The 20,891-nt window shown below is 59.5% G+C and carries 18 protein-coding genes; 8 read left to right on the top strand and 10 right to left on the bottom strand.

The features are described from left to right. Nucleotides 1-10: 10 nt before the first annotated feature. Nucleotides 11-613, bottom strand: coding sequence for a helix-turn-helix domain-containing protein (locus tag ACOTXD_RS00975; protein ID WP_003862602.1), 603 nt, complete (start codon nt 611-613; stop codon nt 11-13). A gap of 42 nt (nt 614-655) precedes the next feature. Between ACOTXD_RS00975 and ACOTXD_RS00970 the strand changes: the two genes are divergently transcribed. Then, on the top strand, nt 656-1,345 hold the full coding sequence (locus tag ACOTXD_RS00970; RefSeq protein WP_003862604.1) for a B3/4 domain-containing protein: 690 nt from the start codon (nt 656-658) through the stop codon (nt 1,343-1,345). 94 nt (nt 1,346-1,439) lie between these two features. On the opposite strand, the gene lsrG is transcribed toward ACOTXD_RS00970, so the two are convergent. The 6 genes from lsrG to lsrA are packed head-to-tail and all read right to left on the bottom strand — an operon-like array spanning nt 1,440 to nt 7,125. Next, a complete protein-coding gene (gene lsrG / locus ACOTXD_RS00965) occupies nt 1,440-1,733 on the bottom strand; it encodes a (4S)-4-hydroxy-5-phosphonooxypentane-2,3-dione isomerase (protein WP_003862606.1) in 294 nt (97 codons plus the stop codon). Continuing rightward, entirely contained in the window at nt 1,730-2,617 is an 888-nt protein-coding gene (gene lsrF, locus ACOTXD_RS00960) for a 3-hydroxy-5-phosphonooxypentane-2,4-dione thiolase (protein WP_421766357.1), read from the bottom strand. Before lsrF ends, lsrG begins: the two co-directional genes overlap by 4 nt. An 11-nt stretch (nt 2,618-2,628) precedes the next feature. Next, nucleotides 2,629-3,630: an autoinducer 2 ABC transporter substrate-binding protein LsrB gene (gene lsrB / locus ACOTXD_RS00955; RefSeq protein WP_003862610.1), complete on the bottom strand. Its 1,002-nt coding sequence runs from the start codon at nt 3,628-3,630 to the stop codon at nt 2,629-2,631. Between the two features lies 1 nt (nt 3,631). Then, nucleotides 3,632-4,609 carry an autoinducer 2 ABC transporter permease LsrD gene (gene lsrD / locus ACOTXD_RS00950; RefSeq protein WP_032607950.1) on the bottom strand — a complete coding sequence of 326 codons (978 nt, stop codon included), beginning with the start codon at nt 4,607-4,609 and terminating at the stop codon, nt 3,632-3,634. Further along, complete coding sequence (gene lsrC, locus ACOTXD_RS00945) at nt 4,610-5,641, bottom strand: autoinducer 2 ABC transporter permease LsrC (RefSeq protein WP_003862614.1); 1,032 nt, start codon at nt 5,639-5,641, stop codon at nt 4,610-4,612. It abuts the gene before it with no gap. Then, entirely contained in the window at nt 5,638-7,125 is a 1,488-nt protein-coding gene (lsrA, locus tag ACOTXD_RS00940) for an autoinducer 2 ABC transporter ATP-binding protein LsrA (protein ID WP_061856815.1), read from the bottom strand. The genes lsrC and lsrA overlap by 4 nt, the downstream gene beginning before the upstream one ends. A gap of 215 nt (nt 7,126-7,340) precedes the next feature. On the opposite strand from lsrA, the gene lsrR reads away from it, so the two are divergent. From lsrR to ACOTXD_RS00925, 3 genes are all read left to right on the top strand, one after another. Further along, nucleotides 7,341-8,312: a transcriptional regulator LsrR gene (lsrR, locus tag ACOTXD_RS00935; RefSeq protein WP_023295481.1), complete on the top strand. Its 972-nt coding sequence runs from the start codon at nt 7,341-7,343 to the stop codon at nt 8,310-8,312. A 32-nt stretch (nt 8,313-8,344) separates the two neighbouring features. Then, on the top strand, nt 8,345-9,928 hold the full coding sequence (gene lsrK, locus ACOTXD_RS00930) for an autoinducer-2 kinase (protein ID WP_061856814.1): 1,584 nt from the start codon (nt 8,345-8,347) through the stop codon (nt 9,926-9,928). 190 nt (nt 9,929-10,118) lie between these two features. Next, the gene (locus ACOTXD_RS00925; protein WP_421766356.1) at nt 10,119-12,140 is read left to right on the top strand and encodes an FAD-dependent oxidoreductase; all 2,022 of its coding nucleotides are present in this window, start codon (nt 10,119-10,121) and stop codon (nt 12,138-12,140) included. Here ACOTXD_RS00925 and rlmG read toward each other — a convergent pair. Beyond that, nucleotides 12,137-13,273, bottom strand: coding sequence for a 23S rRNA (guanine(1835)-N(2))-methyltransferase RlmG (gene rlmG / locus ACOTXD_RS00920; RefSeq protein WP_045332921.1), 1,137 nt, complete (start codon nt 13,271-13,273; stop codon nt 12,137-12,139). The genes ACOTXD_RS00925 and rlmG overlap by 4 nt on opposite strands. Before the next feature lie 83 nt (nt 13,274-13,356). On the opposite strand from rlmG, the gene ACOTXD_RS00915 reads away from it, so the two are divergent. From ACOTXD_RS00915 to sstT, 4 genes are all read left to right on the top strand, one after another. Next, on the top strand, nt 13,357-13,860 hold the full coding sequence (locus ACOTXD_RS00915) for a YgjP-like metallopeptidase domain-containing protein (RefSeq protein WP_003862622.1): 504 nt from the start codon (nt 13,357-13,359) through the stop codon (nt 13,858-13,860). 70 nt (nt 13,861-13,930) lie between these two features. Continuing rightward, nucleotides 13,931-14,929, top strand: a complete 999-nt coding sequence (locus ACOTXD_RS00910) for a Gfo/Idh/MocA family protein (RefSeq protein WP_003862623.1) — start codon at nt 13,931-13,933, stop codon at nt 14,927-14,929. A 251-nt stretch (nt 14,930-15,180) separates the two neighbouring features. Continuing rightward, nucleotides 15,181-16,146, top strand: a complete 966-nt coding sequence (locus ACOTXD_RS00905) for a TerC family protein (RefSeq protein WP_061856812.1) — start codon at nt 15,181-15,183, stop codon at nt 16,144-16,146. A gap of 274 nt (nt 16,147-16,420) precedes the next feature. Next, a complete protein-coding gene (gene sstT / locus ACOTXD_RS00900) occupies nt 16,421-17,662 on the top strand; it encodes a serine/threonine transporter SstT (protein WP_003862628.1) in 1,242 nt (413 codons plus the stop codon). A gap of 139 nt (nt 17,663-17,801) precedes the next feature. Here the strand turns inward: sstT and ACOTXD_RS00895 are convergent, their stop codons facing one another. Both ACOTXD_RS00895 and uxaC read right to left on the bottom strand, forming a co-directional pair. Next, entirely contained in the window at nt 17,802-19,289 is a 1,488-nt protein-coding gene (locus tag ACOTXD_RS00895) for a UxaA family hydrolase (RefSeq protein WP_015571940.1), read from the bottom strand. 17 nt (nt 19,290-19,306) lie between these two features. Next, a complete protein-coding gene (gene uxaC / locus ACOTXD_RS00890) occupies nt 19,307-20,719 on the bottom strand; it encodes a glucuronate isomerase (RefSeq protein WP_003862632.1) in 1,413 nt (470 codons plus the stop codon). Nucleotides 20,720-20,891: the final 172 nt, after the last annotated feature.

Genomic DNA, 20,891 nt, shown 5'->3' with positions numbered 1-20,891 from the left:
GGGCTGCTTTTTATCGGTGAAACTCTGCCACCGTCATGGTGAAGCGAAGCACGGTATCGCTTTCATTGGCATAGCCGTGCGCCGCTTCCGTTTTCGCCACCGCCGACGCGCCAGCATTAACCTGTGCCACCGTCTCGTCCACCGTCAGGGTTAATACGCCTTCGTTCACATGCAGCAGCTCAAACGTTCCCGCCGGATGTCCCGGAGAAGTGAACGTTTCTCCCGGATGCATCTCCCACTGCCACAGCTCAATCATATCCGGGCCTGCGGTGCCTGCCAGCAATCTGGCGTAACCGCCCTGTGCGCCCTGCCACAGAACCGGGATCGCCTCTTCCTGAATAATGTGTATCTGCGGCTCGCTGGAGACGTTAACGATATCTGCCACCGAGACGCCAAGCGCGGCGGCCAGTTTACACAGAATGGCAATGCTGGGGTTGGCAGCCCCTTTTTCGATCTCCACCAGCATGCCTTTGCTGACGCTGGCGCGGCGAGAAAGCTCGTCCAGCGACAGTTTTTTCTCTTTCCGCCAGCTGCGGATACGGTTCGCGACGGCCAGGCTTACCTGGGCAACATCGGCACCCGCATCGGTCATTATATTGACTTTATCAGTCATTGGTCACTACCATGGTATAAAACAGTCAATACAGGATTATTTATGTCTCTTGTAACACCGTCAATAGATTCGCGACTTGTCGGGATCGCGCCCGGCTTTCGGGCGCTGAGCATTCTGGTTGAAGCTGCCCCGATTACCCAACCGGAGGTTGCGCCCGCTGCGCTGGCGCAGGCCTGCCAGCAGATGCTCAATGATGATGTGCCCTGGGCAGAAAATCATCTCGCCGCCTGGGATGAGGTGTTTAAAGCCTTTGGTGCAAAACCCAAACGTACGCCCTGCTCGGCCTCGGCCCTGCGCAAGCGCGTGATGAGAGACGGTTCGCTGCCGCCGCTCGACCCGGTGGTGGATATCTATAATGCCATCAGTATCCGCTACGCTATTCCGGTAGGGGGAGAAAATCTGGCGGCTTACTCGGGAGCGCCGCGCCTGACGCTGGCCGACGGCAGTGAGCCGTTTGATACCGTCAAAGAGGGTGAGCCGGTAGTCGAAAATCCGGAGCCAGGCGAAGTTATCTGGCGTGACGATCTTGGCATCACCTGCCGCCGCTGGAACTGGCGACAGGGGATACGCACGCGTCTGGACAGCCAGGCGCAGTCCATGTGGTTTATTCTCGAAAGCCTGCCGTCGATGCCGCTGGCGGCATTACAGGAAGCTGGCGATGAGCTGGTGAGCAATCTGCAAAAGCTGATGCCGGGCGCGACGGCGCGTATTCAGTTGCTGGAGCTGGCGTGAACAACGCCTGGTGGCGCTGCGCTTACCCGGCCTACAAAATCAACACCCCCCGTACCCGTAGGCCCGGTAAGCGCAGCGCCACCAGGCAAAACCGCTACTCCGGCAACAATCCGACAAAGCTGCGTTTTTTGCGCGGCTCCGACATCAGCTCCTCCAGCTTATCCACGCACGCGAGATAGTGCGGGGTTTGCTTATGCGCCAGCACCGCCTCTTCGTCTTTATAGGCTTCGTAGATAAAGAACCGGGTTTTCACCCGCGGGTCCTGCAATACGTCGAAGCGCAGGTTGCCCGGCTCCTTGATCGCCCCCTCGTGGTTGGCGCGAAATACCTCCAGAAACTCGTCCACCCGCTCGGGCTTAATGTTGATCTCCACCAGCGTCACGTTCATTTTGCTTCTCCCTGTTTCTCTTCCTGCCAGAACTGGAACGCATCGCGGGCATTCCAGTTCTCGTGAACCACTTTCTTCACCGCCTTCAGCATGCCGAGCGGCGCGCTGGACTGGAAGATGTTGCGCCCCATGTCCACGCCGGACGCGCCCTGGTCAATCGCCCGCCAGCACATCTCCAGCGCCTCGTGCTCCGGCAGCTTTTTGCCCCCCGCGATAACGATCGGCACCGGGCAGCTGGCGGTCACTTTTTCAAAGCCCTCGTCCACGTAGTAGGTTTTGACGAACTGCGCCCCCATTTCGGCGGCGATGCGGCTTGCCAGCGAAAAATACCGAGCGTCACGCGCCATCTCTTTCCCCACGCCCGTCACCGCCAGCGTCGGCATGCCGTAACGCGCCCCCGCATCCACCAGCTTGATGATGTTGTTGATCGACTGATGCTCAAACTCGCTTCCGATGTACACCTGCGCCGCCACCGCGCAGACGTTCAGGCGCAGCGCGTCTTCCATCGCCACCGCCACGCACTCGTTCGACAGTTCGCCCAGAATCGAGTTACCGCCGGAGGCGCGCAGCACCACCGGTTTGTTCGTCGCGGCAGGTACCTGGCTCCTGAGGATGCCGCGGGTGCACATCAGCACGTCGGTTTCGCCAAACAGCGGCGCGATGGAGAGATCGATACGCTCAAGGCCGGTGGTCGGTCCCTGAAAGTAGCCGTGGTCAAAGGCCAGCATCACCGTGCGGTTGCTCTGCGGGTTGAAAATGCGCGAAAGCCTTGACTGCATGCCCCAGTCGAGCGAGCCGCAGCCCTTCAGGGTGTACGGCACATTCTGCTGCGGCGTACCGATGCCAAAATCCTTGCCGTCTTTGATGTCGTCTAAATCAGCCATTTGCTCCCCCGTCAGAAATCGTATTTGCTGATGTTCTCTTTGGTGAACACCACGCGCTCCGGCAGCAGCACGATGCCGTTGCCCTTCGCCTCATACTGGTAGCCCTGCACGCTGTTCGGCTCGACCTTCAGCGTTCCGATATTTTTCACGTCAACGCTGTCGCCGACGTTAAGATCGCCTTTTTTCAGCAAACGATCGGCGACATTGACCGCAATTTTGCCCTGTTGCACCACATCCCACAGGCCGAAGGCTTTCACCGTGCCGCGCTCAACGTACGGGCGCATCACATTCGGCGTGCTGAAGCCGACAATCGCCACTCCTTCCCGCTTCAGGTTTTCTGCCGCCTGTGCCGCCGCCGGCAGGGCGTTGGCGTCCGGGGCGATGATCGCATCCAGATCCGGATAAGCCTTTAAGATCCCTTCGGCGGTTTGCAACGATTTGGTGGCGTCGTTATAGCCAAACTGGGTGGTGACGACCTGCCACTGAGGATGATCTTTCTCGATTTTGGCCTTCGCCTCTTTCACCCACTGGTTCTGGTCGGTGACGGTCGGGCTGGAGTAGAAGAACGCCACTTTCGCGTTCGGTTTGGTGACCTGCTTGCCCGCCATCTCCACCAGCAGGCCGCCCAGCTGTTCCGGCGTCCCCTGATTGATGTAGATGCTGCGGCACTCCGGTTTGGTGTCGGAGTCCCAGGTCAGGACCTTGACGCCGCGCTGCATCGCGCGCTTCAGCGCCGGGCAGAGACCGTCCGGTGACACGGCAGAGACGATGATGGCGTTATAGCCCTGGTTGACGAAGTTATTGATGAGCTGCACCTGACCGGAGACGCTCGGCTCGGTCGGGCCGTCGTAGGTCACGTCCACGCCAAGATCTTTCCCCGCCTCTTTCGCGCCGTTGCCGCCGCTGGTGAAGAATCCCACGCCTACCAGTTTCGGGATAAAGGCAATGCGGTCCGCCGCCTGCGCCGAAGCGAAGCTGAGGGCCATTGCCAGGACGAGCAGTTTTGTTTTCATCTTACGCTCCGGATAGTTTTCTGAAGAGAGATCGCACCCACTCGCGGTGCAGACTTAGCGAACGTCCCATTACCACCACAACCAGCAGCGCCCCCGACAGCGCGCTCGACACCTGGTTGGGGATGCCGACCATCTGTAAACCCTGTTGCAGGTACCCCACCAGCAGCGCCGCCAGCGCCGTACCGACAACAGAACCTGACCCGCCGTAGATATTGGCTCCGCCGAGCACGGCGGCGGTGAGCGCGGGCATCAGCAAATCGCGCCCCAGATCCGAACGCGCAGAGCCGAAATAGGAGACCATCACCAGCGCGGCAATCGCCGAGGCCACGCCCACCAGGCCGTACAGCGCGTAGGGCATGCCGTTCACCGACAGCGCCGCATAGCGCGCCGCGCGCGGGTTCTGCCCAATCAAAAACAGGTGCCGACCAAAGCGCCCACGGTGGGTAATAAGCCAAAAGAAGACGGTGATTACCGCGAACAAGACCAATGGGATCGGCAGCCCCAGCACCGTGAGGTTAGCGAAGGCGGTAAAGCTGTCCGGGAAGCCGCCGATGCCCTCGTAGCCCGTCGCGCCCGCCATGCCGGAGAGCAGCAGCGCGCCGCCGCCGTAGAGGTAGAGCGTGCCGAGGGTAATGACCAACGGGCTGATGCCGGTGTAGTGGATCAGCGCCGCATTCACCAGCCCACACAGCAGGCCAAGCAGCAGCGTCAGCGGAACGGCGATCGTCATGGGCCACCCCGCCTGCATCATCACCCCCAGCGCGATGGCGCACAGGCCGATGGTTGAGCCGAGGGAGATGTCGATCCCGCCGCTGATGATCACCAGCGTAAGCGGCAGCGCCACGATGCCAATACAGATGAAATCGCTGGTGCTGAACAGCAGCATGTTGATATCAAGCATGCGCGGGTTGATGGCGCCGAAGAGCAGGATCTCCAGCACCAGTAAAATCAGCAGCGCGCTTTCCCAGTTAAGCCTCATTTACGCCACCTCTTTTTTGCGTTTGGGAAACGGGGTAACGTGCTTTCCCCCTTTGTTACCGGGCTGGAAACGGCTGTATTTCAGCGCCCGCTGATGCCGCGCCAGTGCCTGACGCAGACGCCCGTCGAGCACCAGCACGCCCAGCAGCACCAGCCCGGCGATAAAGTCGTTCCACCACGCCGGGAGCCTGAACAGCACCAGCACGGTATCGATTTGGGTGAGGAAGAACGCGCCGAGGAACGCACCGACCAGCGTGCCGGTGCCGCCCAGCAGCGAGATGCCCCCCAGCACGCAGGCAGCGATGGCTTTCATCTCCAGCCCGCTGCCGGTCTGGTTGGGCACAAAGCCTATCTGCGCGGCAAACACAATCCCGGCGCAGGCCGCCAGCATGCCGTTGAGGGTAAAGGCGATCATGCGGGTGCGGTTCACCGCCACGCCCAGCTGGCGCGCGGCGGCGAGGTTATCCCCCACGGCGTAAAAATCCCGCCCAAAGGCGGTGCGCGACAGCGTCCACGCGCCGGTGGCCGCGATAATCAACACCAGCATGCCGAGCGGCGAAATGCCGACGGCGGCAGGCTCAGAGAGGGATTTCAGCCCCGGCGGCAGCCCTTCTATCCACTTCCCGCCGGTCCAGAGCAGCATCGCCCCGCGATAAAGCCCCAGCGTGCCGAGGGTGGCGACAATCGCCGGAATGCGCAGGCCCACCACCAGAAAACCGTTGAACGCCCCGGCCAGCGCGCCGATCGACAGCGCGAAGAGAATGGAAACGGGCAGGCTGTAGCCGCTGTTAAGCGCCACGCCGACGGCAATGGCGGACAACCCGACCGTGGAGCCGACGGAGACGTCAATATTGCGGGTCAGCATCACCAGCGCCGCGCCGATAGCCAGCAGGATCAGGATCTGCGAGCTGGCGAAGATCATCCCCAGCGTCTGTAAGCTCAGGTAGGACGGGTTCAGCGCCACCAGCACGGCGAACAGCGCCAGAATGGCGAGAAACGCGCTCAGCTCGCGGTTTTTCAGTAAGATCTTCATGATTGCCCTCCAAACGCCAGCGCCATCATCCGGTCGAGGCTGACGGCGTGGCGCGGCAGCTCGCCGCTGAGCACGCCCTGATGCATTACCAGCACCCGATCCGCGAGGCCGGGAAACTCATCGAGATCGCTTGAGATCACCAGCACCGCCACGTTCTGCGCCGCCACGCTTTTGATAAGCTGGTAGATATCGGCGCGCGCCGAGACGTCCACGCCGCGCGTCGGTTCATCGACGATCAGCAATAACGGGTTGGCTTCCAGACAGCGTGCCAGCAGCACCTTCTGCTGGTTGCCGCCGGAGAGCGTGCGCACGGTTTGATCCGCATGGTTGAGCTTGATCCCCAGCGCCCGGTGATAGCGTTCCACTACCGCAGACTCCCGCTTTCGCTGCTGCCAGAGCGACGGCTCGTTCAGCGCCACGGTGTTCCAGCGGATCGGCGCGTCGAGAAACAGGCCGGACACCTGCCTGTCTTCCGGCAGATAAACCAGCCCTTTTTGCAGGCGTGAACTGACCGGATCGGTGGTGATCTCCTGGTTCTCCAGCCAGACGCGCCCCCCGCGAACCGGACGCAGGCCGTAGAGCGTTTCGGCAAACTCGGTGCGCCCGGAGCCTACCAGCCCGGCCAGGCCGACGATCTCCCCGGCGTAGATCTCAAGGCTGAGATCGATAAACCCTTCCCCGGTAAGATCCTCCACCCGCAGCACGGGAAAATCCTGCGCCTGGGTGCGGCGGTTGCCCGGCAGCGCCAGCCACAGCTTTTGCGTATCGCTCAGGGAGGTCTCCCGGCTTACCGGCGTCATGGCGGCGATCAGGGCGTTATCGTCAAACTGCGCGGTTTCGCCGCTGAGCACCACGGCGCCGTCGCGCATCACCGAGACGTGACTCGCCAGCTGCCGAATCTCCGGCAGCTTATGCGAGATAAAAACAATCCCGACGCCAAGATCCTGCAAGGCGCGGATCTGGCGAAACAGCCGTTCGGTTTCACCTGGCGTCAGCGAGGCCGTGGGTTCATCGAGGATCAGAATTCTGGCGTTGCGCATCAGCCCGCGCAGGATCTCCACCATCTGCTGGTCAGCCACCTCGAGGGTGCTGGCGGTGGCGTCGAGGTTAAGCTGGCATTGCAATTGCCGGAGTTTTTCCGCCAGACGTTTTTCCCGATCGCGCTCTCGCGGCAGACGAAACAGGATGTTTTCCCGCACCGTCAGGTTGGGAAACAGCAGCGGCTCCTGCGGCACCAGATAAATGCCTAACCTGTGCGCCTGAGCCGGGGTAAGCCGTGTAAAAGACTCACCCGCCACCGAAAGTTCACCGCTATCCGGGGTTTCTACCCCGGCGATGATCTTCATCAGCGTCGATTTTCCCGCGCCGTTACCGCCCATCAGCGCATGCACCTGCCCCGCAAGCAGCGTGAAATCAATGCCTTTTAAGACCGGTACGCCTGAAAACTGCTTGCTGATATCACGCGCGTCGAGAAGTGGTGTCATCATCGCTCCGCTATTGAACAAATGATTTTTAGATTTAATAATGTTCAAAAGCGTAGACGGTGAACTATATTTACAACCGTGCAGGGATCACAATTTTATCGATTGAGATTTAGATAAACCGGAATCGATCGAAATGATCTGTTTTGTCGCGTGGCTCACATTTTCACGTCGCGCCATCACGAACATATGATCTAAATTTTTATAAGAGTTCAATTATGAGCGATAAACGCACTGCGGAAGAAGGACGGTTTGCCGGGCTGGCACTGGCGGAAGAGGAGCTGGTGGCGCGCGTGGCCTGGTGCTACTACCACGACGGGCTGACCCAGAACGACATCGGCGAACGGCTCGGGCTGCCGCGATTAAAAATCTCCCGCCTGCTGGAGAAAGGCCGTCAGTCCGGGGTGATCCGCGTGCAGATCAACTCCCGCTACGAGGGCTGCCTGGCGCTGGAAACCGAGCTACAGCAGCGCTTTGGCCTGAAGCTGGTGCGCGTGATGCCTGCCCTGAATACCCCGCCGATGAACGTGCGGCTGGGCATTGGCGCGGCGCAGTCGCTGATGGGCGTGCTGGAGCCCGGCCAGCTGTTAGCGGTGGGGTTCGGTGAAACCACCATGAGCAGTCTGCAACACTTAAGCGGCTTTATCAGCTCGCAGCAGATCCGCCTGGTGACGCTTTCCGGCGGCGTCGGGCCGTATATGACCGGTATCGGCCAGCTGGATGCGGCCTGTAGCGTCAGCATGATCCCCGCCCCGCTTCGCGTGTCATCCGCTGAAGTCGCCGGGATCTTAAAGCGCGAAACCAGCGTGCGGGACGTGATCCTCGCCGCCACCGCGGCTGACGTGGCGGTGGTCGGGATTGGCTCGGTAAACCAGCGCCGCGACGCAACGATCCTGCGCTCCGGCTATATCAGCGAAGGTGAACAGCTGATGTACGCCCGCAAAGGCGCGGTCGGCGACATTCTCGGCTATTTCCTCAATGCCGAAGGGGAATGCGTCGAGGAGCTGGAGATCCACAAAGAATTACTGGGCGTCACGCTCGATGAACTGGCGCAGCTGCCCACCATTGTCGGCGTGGCCGGAGGGGAAGAGAAAGCCGATGCGATTTATGCCGCACTGAAAGGTCGCCGTATTAATGGCCTGGTGACGGAAGAGACGACAGCCCGCGCGGTGCTGGCTCTGGCCGGATAAGAGCAGCCCTGCGCTAACAGCGAGGCAAGCTCATGAGTTACCTTTTAGCGTTAGATGCAGGGACAGGCAGCGTTCGCGCCGTGATTTTCGATTTACAGGGCAACCAGATTGCCGTTGGCCAGGCCGAGTGGAAGCACCTGAGCGTGGAGAACGTGCCGGGGTCGATGGAGTTCGATCTCGACACCAACTGGCGGCTGGCCTGCCGGTGTATTCAGCAGGCGCTGGAGCGCGCACGGCTTAGCGCGGCGGATATTCAGTCCGTCGCCTGCTGCTCGATGCGCGAAGGGATTGTGCTGTACGACCGCAACGGCGAGGCTATCTGGGCCTGCGCCAACGTCGACGCCCGCGCCAGCCGCGAGGTGGCTGAACTCAAAGAGATCCACGACTACCGGTTTGAATCCGAAGTGTATGAGGTCTCCGGCCAGACGCTGGCGCTGAGCGCCATGCCGCGCCTGCTGTGGCTGGCGCACCACCGTCCGGATATTTACCGCAAGGCTGCGACTATAACCATGATCAGCGACTGGCTGGCGGCGAAGCTCTCCGGCGAGCTGGCGGTCGACCCGTCCAATGCGGGCACCACCGGTATGCTGGATCTCTTCTCCCGCGACTGGCGTCCGGCGCTGCTCGACATGGCCGGGCTGCGCGCCGATATCCTTTCCCCGGTGAAAGAGACCGGCACCGTGCTGGGCGCGATTACCAGACAGGCCGCGCAGCAGTGCGGCCTGCGTGAAGGCACGCCGGTGGTGATGGGCGGCGGCGACGTGCAGCTGGGCTGTCTGGGGCTGGGCGTGGTCCGCGCCGGACAAACGGCGGTGCTGGGCGGCACCTTCTGGCAGCAGGTGGTTAACCTGCCGCAGGTGCGCACCGATCCTGAGATGAACATCCGCGTGAACCCGCACGTCATCCCCGGCATGGTGCAGGCGGAGTCGATCAGCTTCTTTACCGGGCTGACCATGCGCTGGTTCCGCGACGCCTTTTGCGCCGAGGAAAAGCTGATTGCCGAGCGGATGGGGATGGACACCTATTCCCTGCTGGAAGAGATGGCGAGCCGCGTCCCGGCGGGCTCCCACGGCGTGATGCCAATATTCTCCGACGCGATGCATTTTAAGCAGTGGTATCACGCCGCGCCGTCGTTTATTAACCTCTCCATCGACCCGGAAAAGTGCAACAAAGCGACGCTGTTCCGCGCCCTGGAGGAGAACGCGGCGATCGTCTCGGCCTGCAACCTGGCGCAGATTTCGCGCTTCTCCGGCGTGACGTTTGAGAGTCTGGTGTTTGCGGGCGGCGGGGCCAAAGGCGCCCTGTGGAGTCAGATTTTAAGCGACGTTACCGGCCTGCCGGTGCGCGTGCCGGAAGTTAAAGAGGCAACGGCGCTCGGCTGCGCCATTGCCGCAGGAGCTGGCGCGGGGCTGTTTGCGGATATGGCTTCGACGGGCGAGCGGCTGGTGAAGTGGAGCCGCGAGTTCACGCCAAACCCGCAGCACCGGGAACTGTACGACGGCATGATGCAGAAATGGCAGGCGGTGTACGCCGACCAGCTCGGGCTGGTGGACAGCGGGCTGACCACGTCGATGTGGCAGGCACCGGGGCTGGTGCGGGCATCCCCCTCACCCTAACCCTCTCCCTAAGGGAGAGGGAGATTAAGTCCCCTCTCCCTTAGGGAGAGGGTTAGGGTGAGGGCATCAGGCCACACCAATATTTGAATCCCATCACATTCACTGCATTCCCCTTTTCCCTTTTACTCCCCGCTGGCTAAATTAGTAACTCATCCGACCACATAACAATAATTTTACACTGGAAGAGACTATGAGCCGCTACCCGTCGTTATTCGCCCCTCTCGATCTGGGGTTCATCACCCTCAAAAACCGCGTGCTGATGGGCTCAATGCACACCGGGCTGGAGGAGCGTCCGGACGGGGCTGAACGTCTGGCAGCCTTCTATGCCGAACGCGCGCGCCACGGGGTGGCGCTGATTGTCACCGGCGGCGTAGCCCCTTCCCCTTCCGGGGTGACGATGGAGGGCGGCGCGGTGTTGAATGATGCGTCACAACTGTCGCACCACCGCATTGTGACCGACGCGGTCCACCGCGAGGGCGGCAAAATCGCCCTGCAAATTCTGCATACCGGGCGCTACAGCTATCAACCGAACCTGGTTGCCCCCTCGGCTATTCAGGCGCCGATTAACCGCTTTACTCCTCACGCCCTTAGCCACGACGAGATCCTGGCGCTGATCGACGATTTTGCCCGCTGCGCGGCGCTGGCGCGGGAAGCGGGCTACGACGGCGTTGAGGTGATGGGCTCTGAAGGTTATCTGATTAACGAATTTCTCGCCGCACGCACCAACCAGCGCGACGACGAATGGGGTGGCGACTATGCCCGCCGGATGCGTTTTGCCGTGGAGGTGGTGCGCGCGGTGCGCGAACGTGCGGGCGCGGATTTTATTATCATCTTCCGCCTGTCGATGCTCGACCTGGTGGAAGGCGGCGGCACCTTCGACGAAACCGTGCAGCTGGCGCAGGCAATTGAAGCCGCCGGTGCCACCATTATCAACACCGGGATTGGCTGGCACGAAGCGCGCATCCCCACCATCGCCACGCCGGTGCCGCGTGCGGCGTTCAGTTGGGTAACGCGCAAGCTGAAAGGCAAAGTCTCCGTTCCGCTGGTGACCACTAACCGCATTAACGACCCGCAGGTGGCGGACGATGTGATCTCCCGCGGCGACGCCGATATGGTCTCGATGGCGCGTCCGTTCCTCGCGGATGCCGAACTGCTCTCCAAAGCGCAAAGCGGTCGTGCGGATGAGATCAACACCTGCATCGGCTGTAACCAGGCGTGTCTGGACCAGATCTTCGTCGGCAAAGTCACCTCCTGCCTCGTTAACCCCCGCGCCTGCCATGAAACCAAAATGCCGATCGTTCCGGCGGACAATAAAAAACGCCTGGCCGTGGTGGGCGCTGGCCCCGCTGGGCTGGCGTTTGCGGTCAATGCCGCCTCGCGCGGGCACGGCGTGACGCTGTTTGATGCGCAGGGGGAGATTGGCGGGCAGTTTAATATCGCCAAACAGATCCCCGGCAAAGAGGAGTTCTACGAAACGCTGCGCTACTACCGCCGGATGATCGAGCTGACGGGTGTCGATCTGCGGCTTAACCAGTTTGTCAGCGCGGCGGATCTGATCGGTTTCGACGAGGTGATCCTCGCGAGTGGGATCGCCCCGCGCACCCCTGCGATCGAGGGTATCGATCATCCGAAGGTATTGAGCTATCTGGACGTGCTACGCGACAAAGCACCGGTTGGCGAGAAGGTGGCGATTATCGGCTGCGGCGGGATCGGTTTTGATACCGCGATGTATTTAAGCCAGCCGGGCGAGGCCACCAGCCAGAACATCGCCGAGTTTTGCGTAGAATGGGGCATTGATACCAGCCTGAGCCAGTCCGGCGGATTACGGCCGGAAGGGACGCAGCTGCCGAAAAGCCCGCGCCAGATCGTGATGCTCCAGCGTAAGGCCAGCAAGCCGGGTGAAGGGCTGGGTAAAACTACTGGCTGGATCCACCGCGCCACCCTCCTCTCGCGCGGGGTGAAGATGATCCCGGCGGTGAGCTACCAGAAGATCGACGACGACGGGCTGCATGTGATGATCGGTAGTGAACCGCAGCTGCTGCGCGTGGATCATGTGATTTTGTGCGCCGGACAGGAGCCAAAGCGCGATCTGGCCGATCCGCTGCGCGAAGCGGGTAAAACGGTGCATTTGATCGGCGGGTGCGACGTGGCGATGGAGCTGGATGCGCGGCGGGCGATTGCGCAGGGCACCCAGCTTGCACTGGTTATTTAGCGACGACGCCCCAGCTTCACCGCTTTCAGCACCACGAATTTGTTATTGGTGGCAATGGTGACGCAGTTGCCGAAAATCTTCTTCAGCTTGTGGAAGTAGTCCAGGTGGCGGTTCGCCACGATATACAGCTCGCCGTTGATTTTCAGGCAGCGGCGCGCGTGGTGGAACATCTCCCACGCGACGTTATCCGTCAGGGCGTGCTTCTGGTGGAACGGCGGGTTACAGAATACCGCGTTGAAGCGGAAAGGCTCTACGCCCGACAGCGCGTTATTGATCATAAACTCGCAGCGATCCAGCGCTTCAGGCAGGTTAGTTTCCACGTTCAGACGGCTGGAGGCCACCGCCATTGGCGATTCGTCGCTGAACACCACGCTGGCCTCCGGGTTCTTCGCCAGCAGCGTCAGGCCAATCACGCCATTGCCGCAGCCCAGGTCGACAATCTCACCCTCAAGATTTTCCGGCAGATGTTCCATAAAGAAACGCGCCCCGATATCCAGACCGGTACGGGAAAAGACGTTCGCGTGGTTGTGGATGGTCCAGTCGGTACCTTCCAGTTTCCAGCTCAGCGTTTCTGGCGCGTCGGCCAGCGCCGGTGCGCTGAAGGTGCAGTTGATCAGGCGCGCTTTTTTCCAGGCAAGCGTCGTGGTGGTCGGGCCGAGGACCTTCTCGAACAGCTCCAGCGTCGAGGTGTGAATATCACGCGCTTTGGCACCCGCGATAATGCGGGTTTCTGGCGTGACGACTTTACGCAGCGCGCGCAGTTGCTGCTCCAGCAGCGCCATGGTTTTTGGCACCTTAATCAGCACCACGCCCGGCGCCTGCGGGTAGTCCGCGGTGCTGTCGAGGAACTTCACGCTGGACTCTTCGATGTCGTTATGGCGCAGGTTTTCACGCGTCGCCAGTTCGCTTAAGTAAGAATCGCCGATACTGTAAGGCGCATGTTCCGCCAGCGCGCAGGCCAGCGCGCCAAACGCGTCATTCAGGATCAGAACCGGGCCGCTGATTTCAGTCTCATCCAACTGTTGCAGCAGATATTCATCCGCCGCTTCCCACGCCTGAAGCGGGTTCACGTCGTCCGTTTCCGGGAAACGTTTAAGGTTGAGTGAACGGAAACCGTTGTCTAAGTGGCTCATCGGCCCTCCTGAATGGTAAAATTTGGCGTATCCCTGAAAAGGGTGCGTGAGTATACCCGTTTTCACACTATTTTGGGGTTTTGATGAACCAGCTGACTTATCTCCAGGGCTATCCGGAGCATTTACTTTCCCAGGTTCGTGACCTGATTGCCGCGGGAAAGCTCGGTGCGGTGCTGGAAAAACGCTACCCGGGCACGCATGATTTCGCGACTGACAAAGCCCTCTGGCAGTATACGCAGGATCTGAAAAACCAGTATCTTAAGAGCGCCCCGCCGATCAACAAGGTGATGTACGACAATAAGATCCATGTGCTGAAAAACGCGCTCGGCCTGCATACCGCCATCTCCCGCGTGCAGGGCGGCAAGCTGAAGGCTAAAGCGGAGATCCGCGTCGCGACCGTCTTTCGCAATGCGCCGGAAGCCTTTCTGCGGATGATCGTGGTGCACGAGCTGGCGCACCTGAAAGAGAAAGAGCACGACAAAGCCTTCTATTCCCTGTGCTGCCACATGGAGCCACAGTACCACCAGCTGGAGTTTGATACCCGTTTGTGGCTGACGCATTTATCGTTAAAGAGTAATGCGCAGTAGCGCACGCGAAATGTCATGATGACGTGCTACAGTGGTTTTAAGTTCCCTGCTACGGAGTACGTAAACGTTTATGATACGTTTCGCAGTCATCGGTACGAACTGGATCACGCGCCAGTTCGTCGACGCCGCCCACGAAACCGGCAAATATAAGCTCACCGCAGTCTATTCCCGCAGCCTTGAGCAGGCGCAGAGTTTTGCGAATGACTACCTGGTTGAACATCTGTTCACCTCGCTCGATGAGATGGCGCAAAGCGACGCCATTGACGCGGTCTATATTGCCAGCCCGAATTCTCTGCATTTCCCGCAAACGAAGCTGTTCCTCAGCCACAAAAAACACGTGATTTGCGAGAAGCCGCTGGCCTCGAATATTGAGGAAGTGGAAGCCGCCATTGCGCTTGCCCGGGAAAACCAGGTGGTGCTGTTTGAAGCGTTCAAAACCGCCAGCCTGCCGAACTTCCTGCTGTTGCAGCAGTCCCTGCCGAAAATTGGCAAAGTGCGTAAAGCCTTTATCAACTACTGCCAGTATTCCTCGCGCTACCAGCGCTACCTGGACGGCGAAAACCCGAACACCTTTAACCCGGCCTTCTCGAATGGCTCGATTATGGATATCGGTTTTTACTGCCTGGCCTCTGCGGTCGCCCTGTGGGGTGAACCGCACGGCGTAACGGCCACCGCCAGCCTGCTGGAGAGCGGCGTGGATGCACATGGCGTTGTGGTGCTGGACTACGGTGATTTCAGCGTGACGTTGCAGCACTCGAAGGTCAGTGACTCCGTACTGCCAAGCGAAATTCAGGGCGAAGACGGCTCGCTGGTGATCGAAAAAATCTCCGAATGCCAGAAGCTAAGCATCGTTCCCCGCGGCGGCAAAGCGCAGGAGCTGACGCAGCCTCAGCATATTAACACTATGCTCTATGAGGCAGAGGTCTTCGCCCGTCTGGTAGAAGACAACGAAGTGAACCACCCGGGGCTGGCAATCAGCCGCACCACGGCGAAGCTGCAAACGGAGATCCGCCGACAGACTGGCGTGATTTTCCCCGCAGACGGCGTGAATGTGGAAGCCGTCGCGTAAAGCTGTGTAATGAAATCGTGCAGACCATTGACGAAACCGATGGTCTGACATAATTTGTTACCTGCAAAGGGGAGTAACTTCTTCGCCGGTGGATCGTCATTACGATGCGTGCAAAACCGCATCCGGTCGCCGGGCAACCTTCGAGGTTGTAAGTGAGACCTTGCCGGAAGGCGAGGTCTATGCATAAAAAGCTAACGGCTATCGTCTTCTGACCATAGCCGTTTTTGTTTTTTATGTGTAAGGAAAATAGTATGCATTCTGTCGGCACTCCAATGCTGTGGGGCGGATTCGCGGTTGTCGTGCTCATCATGCTGGCGATCGACCTCTTTTTGCAGGGTCGTCGCGGCGAACACGGCATGAGCATCAAGCAAGCCGCCGTCTGGTCGCTGGTATGGGTTACCCTCTCACTTCTTTTCTGCGCCGCCTTCTGGTGGTATCTGGCCTCAACCGAAGGCCGCGCGGTGGCCGATCCTCAGGCACTCGCCTTCCTCACCGGCTATCTGATTGAAAAAGCACTGGCGGTTGATAACGTCTTCGTCTGGCTGATGCTGTTCAGTTACTTCGCCGTGCCTGCGGCTCTGCAACGCCGCGTGCTGGTGTACGGCGTTCTGGGCGCTATTGTCCTGCGTACCATCATGATCTTCGCCGGTAGCTGGCTGATTACCCAGTTCGAATGGCTGTTGTATGTATTTGGTGCGTTCCTGCTGTTCACCGGGGTCAAAATGGCGCTGGCGAAAGAAGACGATACCGGTATCGGTGATAAGCCGTTGGTGAAGTGGTTCCGGGGTCATCTGCGCATGACGGACAAGATCGAGAGCGAGCATTTCTTCGTGCGTAAGAACGGCCTGCTGTTCGCCACCCCGCTGCTGCTGGTGCTGATTCTGGTCGAGCTGAGCGACGTGATTTTCGCGGTGGACAGTATCCCGGCTATCTTCGCAGTTACCACCGACCCGTTCATCGTTCTGACCTCGAATCTGTTCGCCATCCTCGGCCTGCGTGCGATGTACTTCCTGCTGGCAGGCGCGGCAGAGCGCTTCTCAATGCTGAAGTACGGCCTGTCGGTGATTCTGGTGTTTATCGGTATCAAGATGCTGATCGTCGATTTCTACCATATCCCGATCGCCATTTCGCTCGGCGTGGTGTTTGGCATTCTGCTGGTGACGCTGATTATCAATACCTGGGTTAACCGCCAGCACGATAAGAAGCAGCAGGTTTAGTGCAACGTTCGGTGCGGGCTGATGCCCTCACCCCAACCCTCTCCCACAGGGAGAGGGGGAAATGCAATGCAGGCCGGGTAAGCGTAGCGCTACCCGGCGCTTTCGTTAACCAATAGTTAAAAAACATGACGCAACACGTAAAATCCAGCATTTTACGCTTCCCTCCTTTCACGTATTCCCTATACTCGACCAGGCAAACATTTACTTACATCCGGAAATAAATGTGACTTAGAGCACATCCAGGATGGAACGCAATTTCACTCAGGAATAACGTATGAGCACACAATCACGCGGTCTGTTCGCGCGCCTGGCGCAGGGCAGTCTTGTAAAACAAATTCTGGTCGGGTTGGTACTGGGTATTCTGCTGGCCATGGTGTCGAAACCTGCCGCGGAGGCCACGGGACTGCTCGGGACGCTGTTTGTGGGCGCCCTGAAGGCCGTCGCCCCGGTACTGGTGCTGATGCTGGTGATGGCGTCGATTGCCAACCACCAGCACGGACAAAAAACCAACATTCGCCCTATTCTGTTCCTGTATCTGCTGGGAACCTTCTCTGCTGCCTTAACGGCCGTTGTGTTTAGCTTCCTGTTCCCGTCTACGCTGCACCTGACCAGCGCGGCCGGTGATATCACCCCGCCGTCCGGGATTGTGGAAGTCCTTCGCGGCCTGCTGATGAGCATGGTCTCTAACCCCATCACCGCACTGATGAGCGGAAACTACATTGGCATCCTGGTCTGGGCGATTGGTCTGGGCTTCGCGCTGCGTCATGGCAACGAGACCACGAAAAACCTGGTCAACGATTTGTCCAATGCCGTGACCTTCATGGTGAAGCTGGTGATTCGCTTTGCACCAGTCGGTATCTTTGGTCTGGTTTCTTCGACGCTGGCCACTACCGGTTTCGACGCACTGTGGGGCTACGCGCAGCTGCTGGTCGTCCTGGTCGGCTGTATGCTGCTGGTGGCGCTGGTGATCAACCCGCTGCTGGTGTTCTGGCAGATCCGCCGCAACCCGTATCCGCTGGTGCTGACTTGCCTGCGCGAGAGCGGCGTGTATGCCTTCTTTACCCGCAGCTCGGCGGCAAACATTCCGGTCAACATGGCGCTGGCGGAGAAGCTGAACCTGGATCGCGATACCTATTCCGTGTCGATCCCGCTGGGTGCGACCGTGAACATGGCGGGTGCGGCGATCACCATCACCGTGCTGACCCTGGCGGCAGTGCATACGCTGGGTATTCCGGTGGATCTGCCAACCGCGCTGCTGCTGAGCGTCGTTGCATCACTGTGTGCCTGTGGCGCATCCGGCGTGGCGGGCGGATCGCTGCTGCTGATCCCGCTGGCCTGTAACATGTTCGGTATCCCGAACGAGATTGCCATGCAGGTTGTCGCGGTCGGCTTCATTATCGGCGTATTGCAGGATTCCTGCGAGACTGCGCTGAACTCCTCTACCGACGTGCTGTTTACCGCCGCAGCCTGTCAGGCGGAAGATGCGCGTTTAGCGAAGAACGCCCTGCGCAGTTAAAAAGAAAAGCCCGGTGGCGGCTACGCCTTACCGGGCCTACAAGGTAAATGCAAAACGGCAACATGTGTTGCCGTTTTTAGTGTTTGCACCCTCTCCCTGTGGGAGAGGGCCGGGGTGAGGGCACCAGCCCGCACCCGACTTAAAGCGTCACACCACTCTTAAAGATCGCCAGCTCGCGGAAGTCGTTCTTCTCGTTGCAGGTCTGCCTGCCGCTGGCAAACTCCACAATCGTGTCCACGAATTCGCTCAGCAGCTGCGGCATCGCTTTGCCGTGGATCAGCTGGCCCGCGTCAAAGTCGATCCAGTGCTTTTTCTTCGCCGCCAGTTCGCTGTTAGTGGCGATTTTCACCGTTGGCACAAATCCGCCGTACGGCGTACCGCGTCCGGTACTGAACAGCACCATATGGCAGCCGGCTCCCGCCAGCGCGCTGGTGGCGACCGCATCGTTACCGGGCGCACTCAGCAGGTTCAGACCGTGCGTTTTCAGGCGCTCGCCGTAGCGCAGAACGTCAACCACCTGGCTCGCGCCCGCTTTCTGGGTGCAGCCGAGGGATTTCTCCTCCAGCGTGGTGATTCCGCCCGCCTTGTTCCCCGGCGACGGGTTCTCGTAAATCGGCTGGTTATGGGCGATGAAGTACTGTTTGAAGTCGTTAACCATGGTGACGGTCTTCTCAAAGGTCTCTTCGTCGCGGCAGTGGCTCATCAGAATGCGCTCTGCGCCGAACATTTCCGGCACTTCGGTCAGCACCGTGGTGCCGCCGTTGGCAATCACATAATCCGAGAAGCGGCCCAGCATCGGGTTAGCGGTAATGCCGGAAAGCCCGTCAGACCCGCCGCACTCCAGGCCAAACTTCAGTTCGCTCAGCTTGCCCGGCTCGCGCTTGTCGTGACGCATCACCTCGTACAGCTGGTGCAGTTGTTCGACGCCCGCTTCCACTTCGTCGTCCTGGTGCTGACACACCATAAAGTGCACGCGCTCAGGATCGAACTCGCCCAGCGTATCGCGGAAGGCGTCAACCTGATTGTTTTCACAGCCGAGGCCAATCACCAGCACCGCCCCCGCGTTCGGGTGGCGCACCATATTTTGCAGCATGGTGCGGGTATTGATGTGGTCGTCGCCCAGCTGGGAACAACCGTAGGTGTGGCTGAACAGATGCACGCCGTCGGTGCCTTCAGCATTGTTAGTCTCTTTCAGGAAACGCGTCTGAATTTGACGCGCGATCCCGTTCACGCAGCCGACGGTCGGGAGGATCCACAGTTCATTGCGGATCCCCACCTCGCCGCTGGCGCGGCGGTAGATCTGCACCTCACGATCGGCCGCCTGTCCTTCTTCTGCCTGGAAGTCAGGTTGATAGCTGTACTCGTCCAGATCGCTGAGATTGGTGCGGGTATTGTGGGAATGAATGTATTCACCCGGCGCAATATCCGCCAGCGCATGACCGATGGGCAAACCGTACTTCACCACGTTCTCCCCTTTCGCGATGGGGATCAGGGCAAACTTATGTCCACGTCCAATGGCCTGGCGTAACGTCACCGACTGGTTGTCGAAGGTCACTTCCGTCCCTTCGGCTAAATCGGCCAGCGCGACGGCAACGTTATCCAGCGAATGGATTTTGATGTATTGCATATCAACCTCAAACGGCCTTAGTTCAGTTCAATGGCGAAGTAGTCACGCGCATTGTTAAAGCAGATGTTTCTCACCATTTCGCCCAGCAGCTGGATATCCGCTGGCGCTTCGCCCGCGTGCACCCAGCGGCCAATCATCTGGCACAGAATGCGGCGGAAATATTCATGGCGGGTATAGGAGAGGAAACTGCGGCTGTCGGTCAGCATGCCAACGAAGCGGCTCAACAGGCCGAGCTGCGCCAGCTGCGTCATCTGACGCTCCATGCCGTCTTTCTGATCGTTAAACCACCAGCCGGAACCGAACTGCATCTTGCCCGGCATCCCTTCGCCCTGGAAGTTGCCGATCATGGTGCCCAGCACTTCGTTATCGCGTGGGTTCAGGCAGTAAAGGATGGTTTTTGGCAGCAGGTTTTGCTCGTTCTGTTTGCTCAGCAGTTTTGACAGCTCTTCCGCCATCGGACGGTCGTTGATGGAGTCAAAGCCCACGTCCGCGCCCAGCAGTTTGAACTGACGCTGGTTGTTATTACGCAGCGCGCCGATGTGATACTGCTGAACCCAGCCGCGGCGGGCATATTCCGCACCGAGGAATACCAGTACCGCCGTTTTAAACTGCGCCACTTCGTGCTCACTCAGGGCTTCGCCGGAGAGACGACGCGCCAGAATGCTGTCCAGCTCAGCTTCGCTGGATTCCGCGAACAGCACTACGTCCAGCGCGTGGTCAGACACTTTACAGCCGTGTGCGGCAAAGTGATCCAGACGTTTGGTCAGCGCGGTTTGCAGATCGCCAAAGCGACGGATATCGGTGTCAGACACTTCCGCCAGCTTCGCCATGTAGTCGTTAAAGGTCGGCAGCTCGATGTTGAAGGCTTTATCCGGGCGCCAGCTTGGCAGCACTTTGATGTCAAACGTGCTGTCCTTCGCGACAACCGCGTGGTGCTCCAGAGTGTCGACCGGATCGTCGGTGGTGCCCACCATCTTCACGTTCATCTGCTTCATGATGCCGCGCGCCGAGAAGCTATCCTGCGCCAGCAGGTCGTTGCACTGATCCCAGATTTCATCCGCCGTGGCGGGAGAGAGCAGCTTGCCGGTGATACCAAACGGACGACGCAGTTCAAGGTGAGTCCAGTGGTATAACGGGTTACCGATGGTGTGGGGAACAGTAGCGGCCCAGGCGTCAAACTTCTCGCGATCGGTCGCGTCGCCGGTACACAGGCGCTCGGCCACGCCGTTGGTGCGCATTGCGCGCCACTTATAGTGGTCACCCTTCAGCCAGATATCATACAGGTTTTTGAAACGGTAATTTTCGGCAACCTGCTGCGGCGGTAAATGGCAGTGGTAGTCGAAAATCGGCTGGTCTTTTGCGTAGTCGTGGTACAGGCGGCGAGCAAATTCGGTATCTAACAGAAAATCGTCGGTCATAAACGGTGTCATTATCGTCTTCCTCATTACGGGAGCGTCAGAAAGCTTATGTTCAGATGCTGCAAAGTTATCACACCAATTTCCAGAGTCCGACGTTTTTTTCGTGAGTTAGATCAATAAACGTCGACAAATAAATTACCCTCAAAGGGGTAAACCCTCTCTCAGGCCGCGCCAGTTCTGGCTT

Source organism: Enterobacter cloacae complex sp. CDL013, from assembly GCF_049238805.1.
Lineage (GTDB): Bacteria > Pseudomonadota > Gammaproteobacteria > Enterobacterales > Enterobacteriaceae > Enterobacter > Enterobacter hormaechei_C.
This window is presented reverse-complemented; position numbering and strand designations above follow the sequence as displayed.

Coding starts and splice junctions, on each gene's coding strand:
- lsrD (WP_032607950.1), bottom strand. CDS start 4,609: ATGAGGCTTAACTGGGAAAGCGCGCTGCTGATTTTACTGGTGCTGGAG.
- ACOTXD_RS00970 (WP_003862604.1), top strand. CDS start 656: ATGTCTCTTGTAACACCGTCAATAGATTCGCGACTTGTCGGGATCGCG.
- lsrK (WP_061856814.1), top strand. CDS start 8,345: ATGAGTTACCTTTTAGCGTTAGATGCAGGGACAGGCAGCGTTCGCGCC.
- lsrA (WP_061856815.1), bottom strand. CDS start 7,125: ATGACACCACTTCTCGACGCGCGTGATATCAGCAAGCAGTTTTCAGGC.
- ACOTXD_RS00915 (WP_003862622.1), top strand. CDS start 13,357: ATGAACCAGCTGACTTATCTCCAGGGCTATCCGGAGCATTTACTTTCC.
- lsrF (WP_421766357.1), bottom strand. CDS start 2,617: ATGGCTGATTTAGACGACATCAAAGACGGCAAGGATTTTGGCATCGGT.
- rlmG (WP_045332921.1), bottom strand. CDS start 13,273: ATGAGCCACTTAGACAACGGTTTCCGTTCACTCAACCTTAAACGTTTC.
- ACOTXD_RS00925 (WP_421766356.1), top strand. CDS start 10,119: ATGAGCCGCTACCCGTCGTTATTCGCCCCTCTCGATCTGGGGTTCATC.
- ACOTXD_RS00895 (WP_015571940.1), bottom strand. CDS start 19,289: ATGCAATACATCAAAATCCATTCGCTGGATAACGTTGCCGTCGCGCTG.
- lsrG (WP_003862606.1), bottom strand. CDS start 1,733: ATGAACGTGACGCTGGTGGAGATCAACATTAAGCCCGAGCGGGTGGAC.
- ACOTXD_RS00910 (WP_003862623.1), top strand. CDS start 13,931: ATGATACGTTTCGCAGTCATCGGTACGAACTGGATCACGCGCCAGTTC.
- uxaC (WP_003862632.1), bottom strand. CDS start 20,719: ATGACACCGTTTATGACCGACGATTTTCTGTTAGATACCGAATTTGCT.
- lsrR (WP_023295481.1), top strand. CDS start 7,341: ATGAGCGATAAACGCACTGCGGAAGAAGGACGGTTTGCCGGGCTGGCA.
- ACOTXD_RS00905 (WP_061856812.1), top strand. CDS start 15,181: ATGCATTCTGTCGGCACTCCAATGCTGTGGGGCGGATTCGCGGTTGTC.
- lsrB (WP_003862610.1), bottom strand. CDS start 3,630: ATGAAAACAAAACTGCTCGTCCTGGCAATGGCCCTCAGCTTCGCTTCG.
- ACOTXD_RS00975 (WP_003862602.1), bottom strand. CDS start 613: ATGACTGATAAAGTCAATATAATGACCGATGCGGGTGCCGATGTTGCC.
- sstT (WP_003862628.1), top strand. CDS start 16,421: ATGAGCACACAATCACGCGGTCTGTTCGCGCGCCTGGCGCAGGGCAGT.
- lsrC (WP_003862614.1), bottom strand. CDS start 5,641: ATGAAGATCTTACTGAAAAACCGCGAGCTGAGCGCGTTTCTCGCCATT.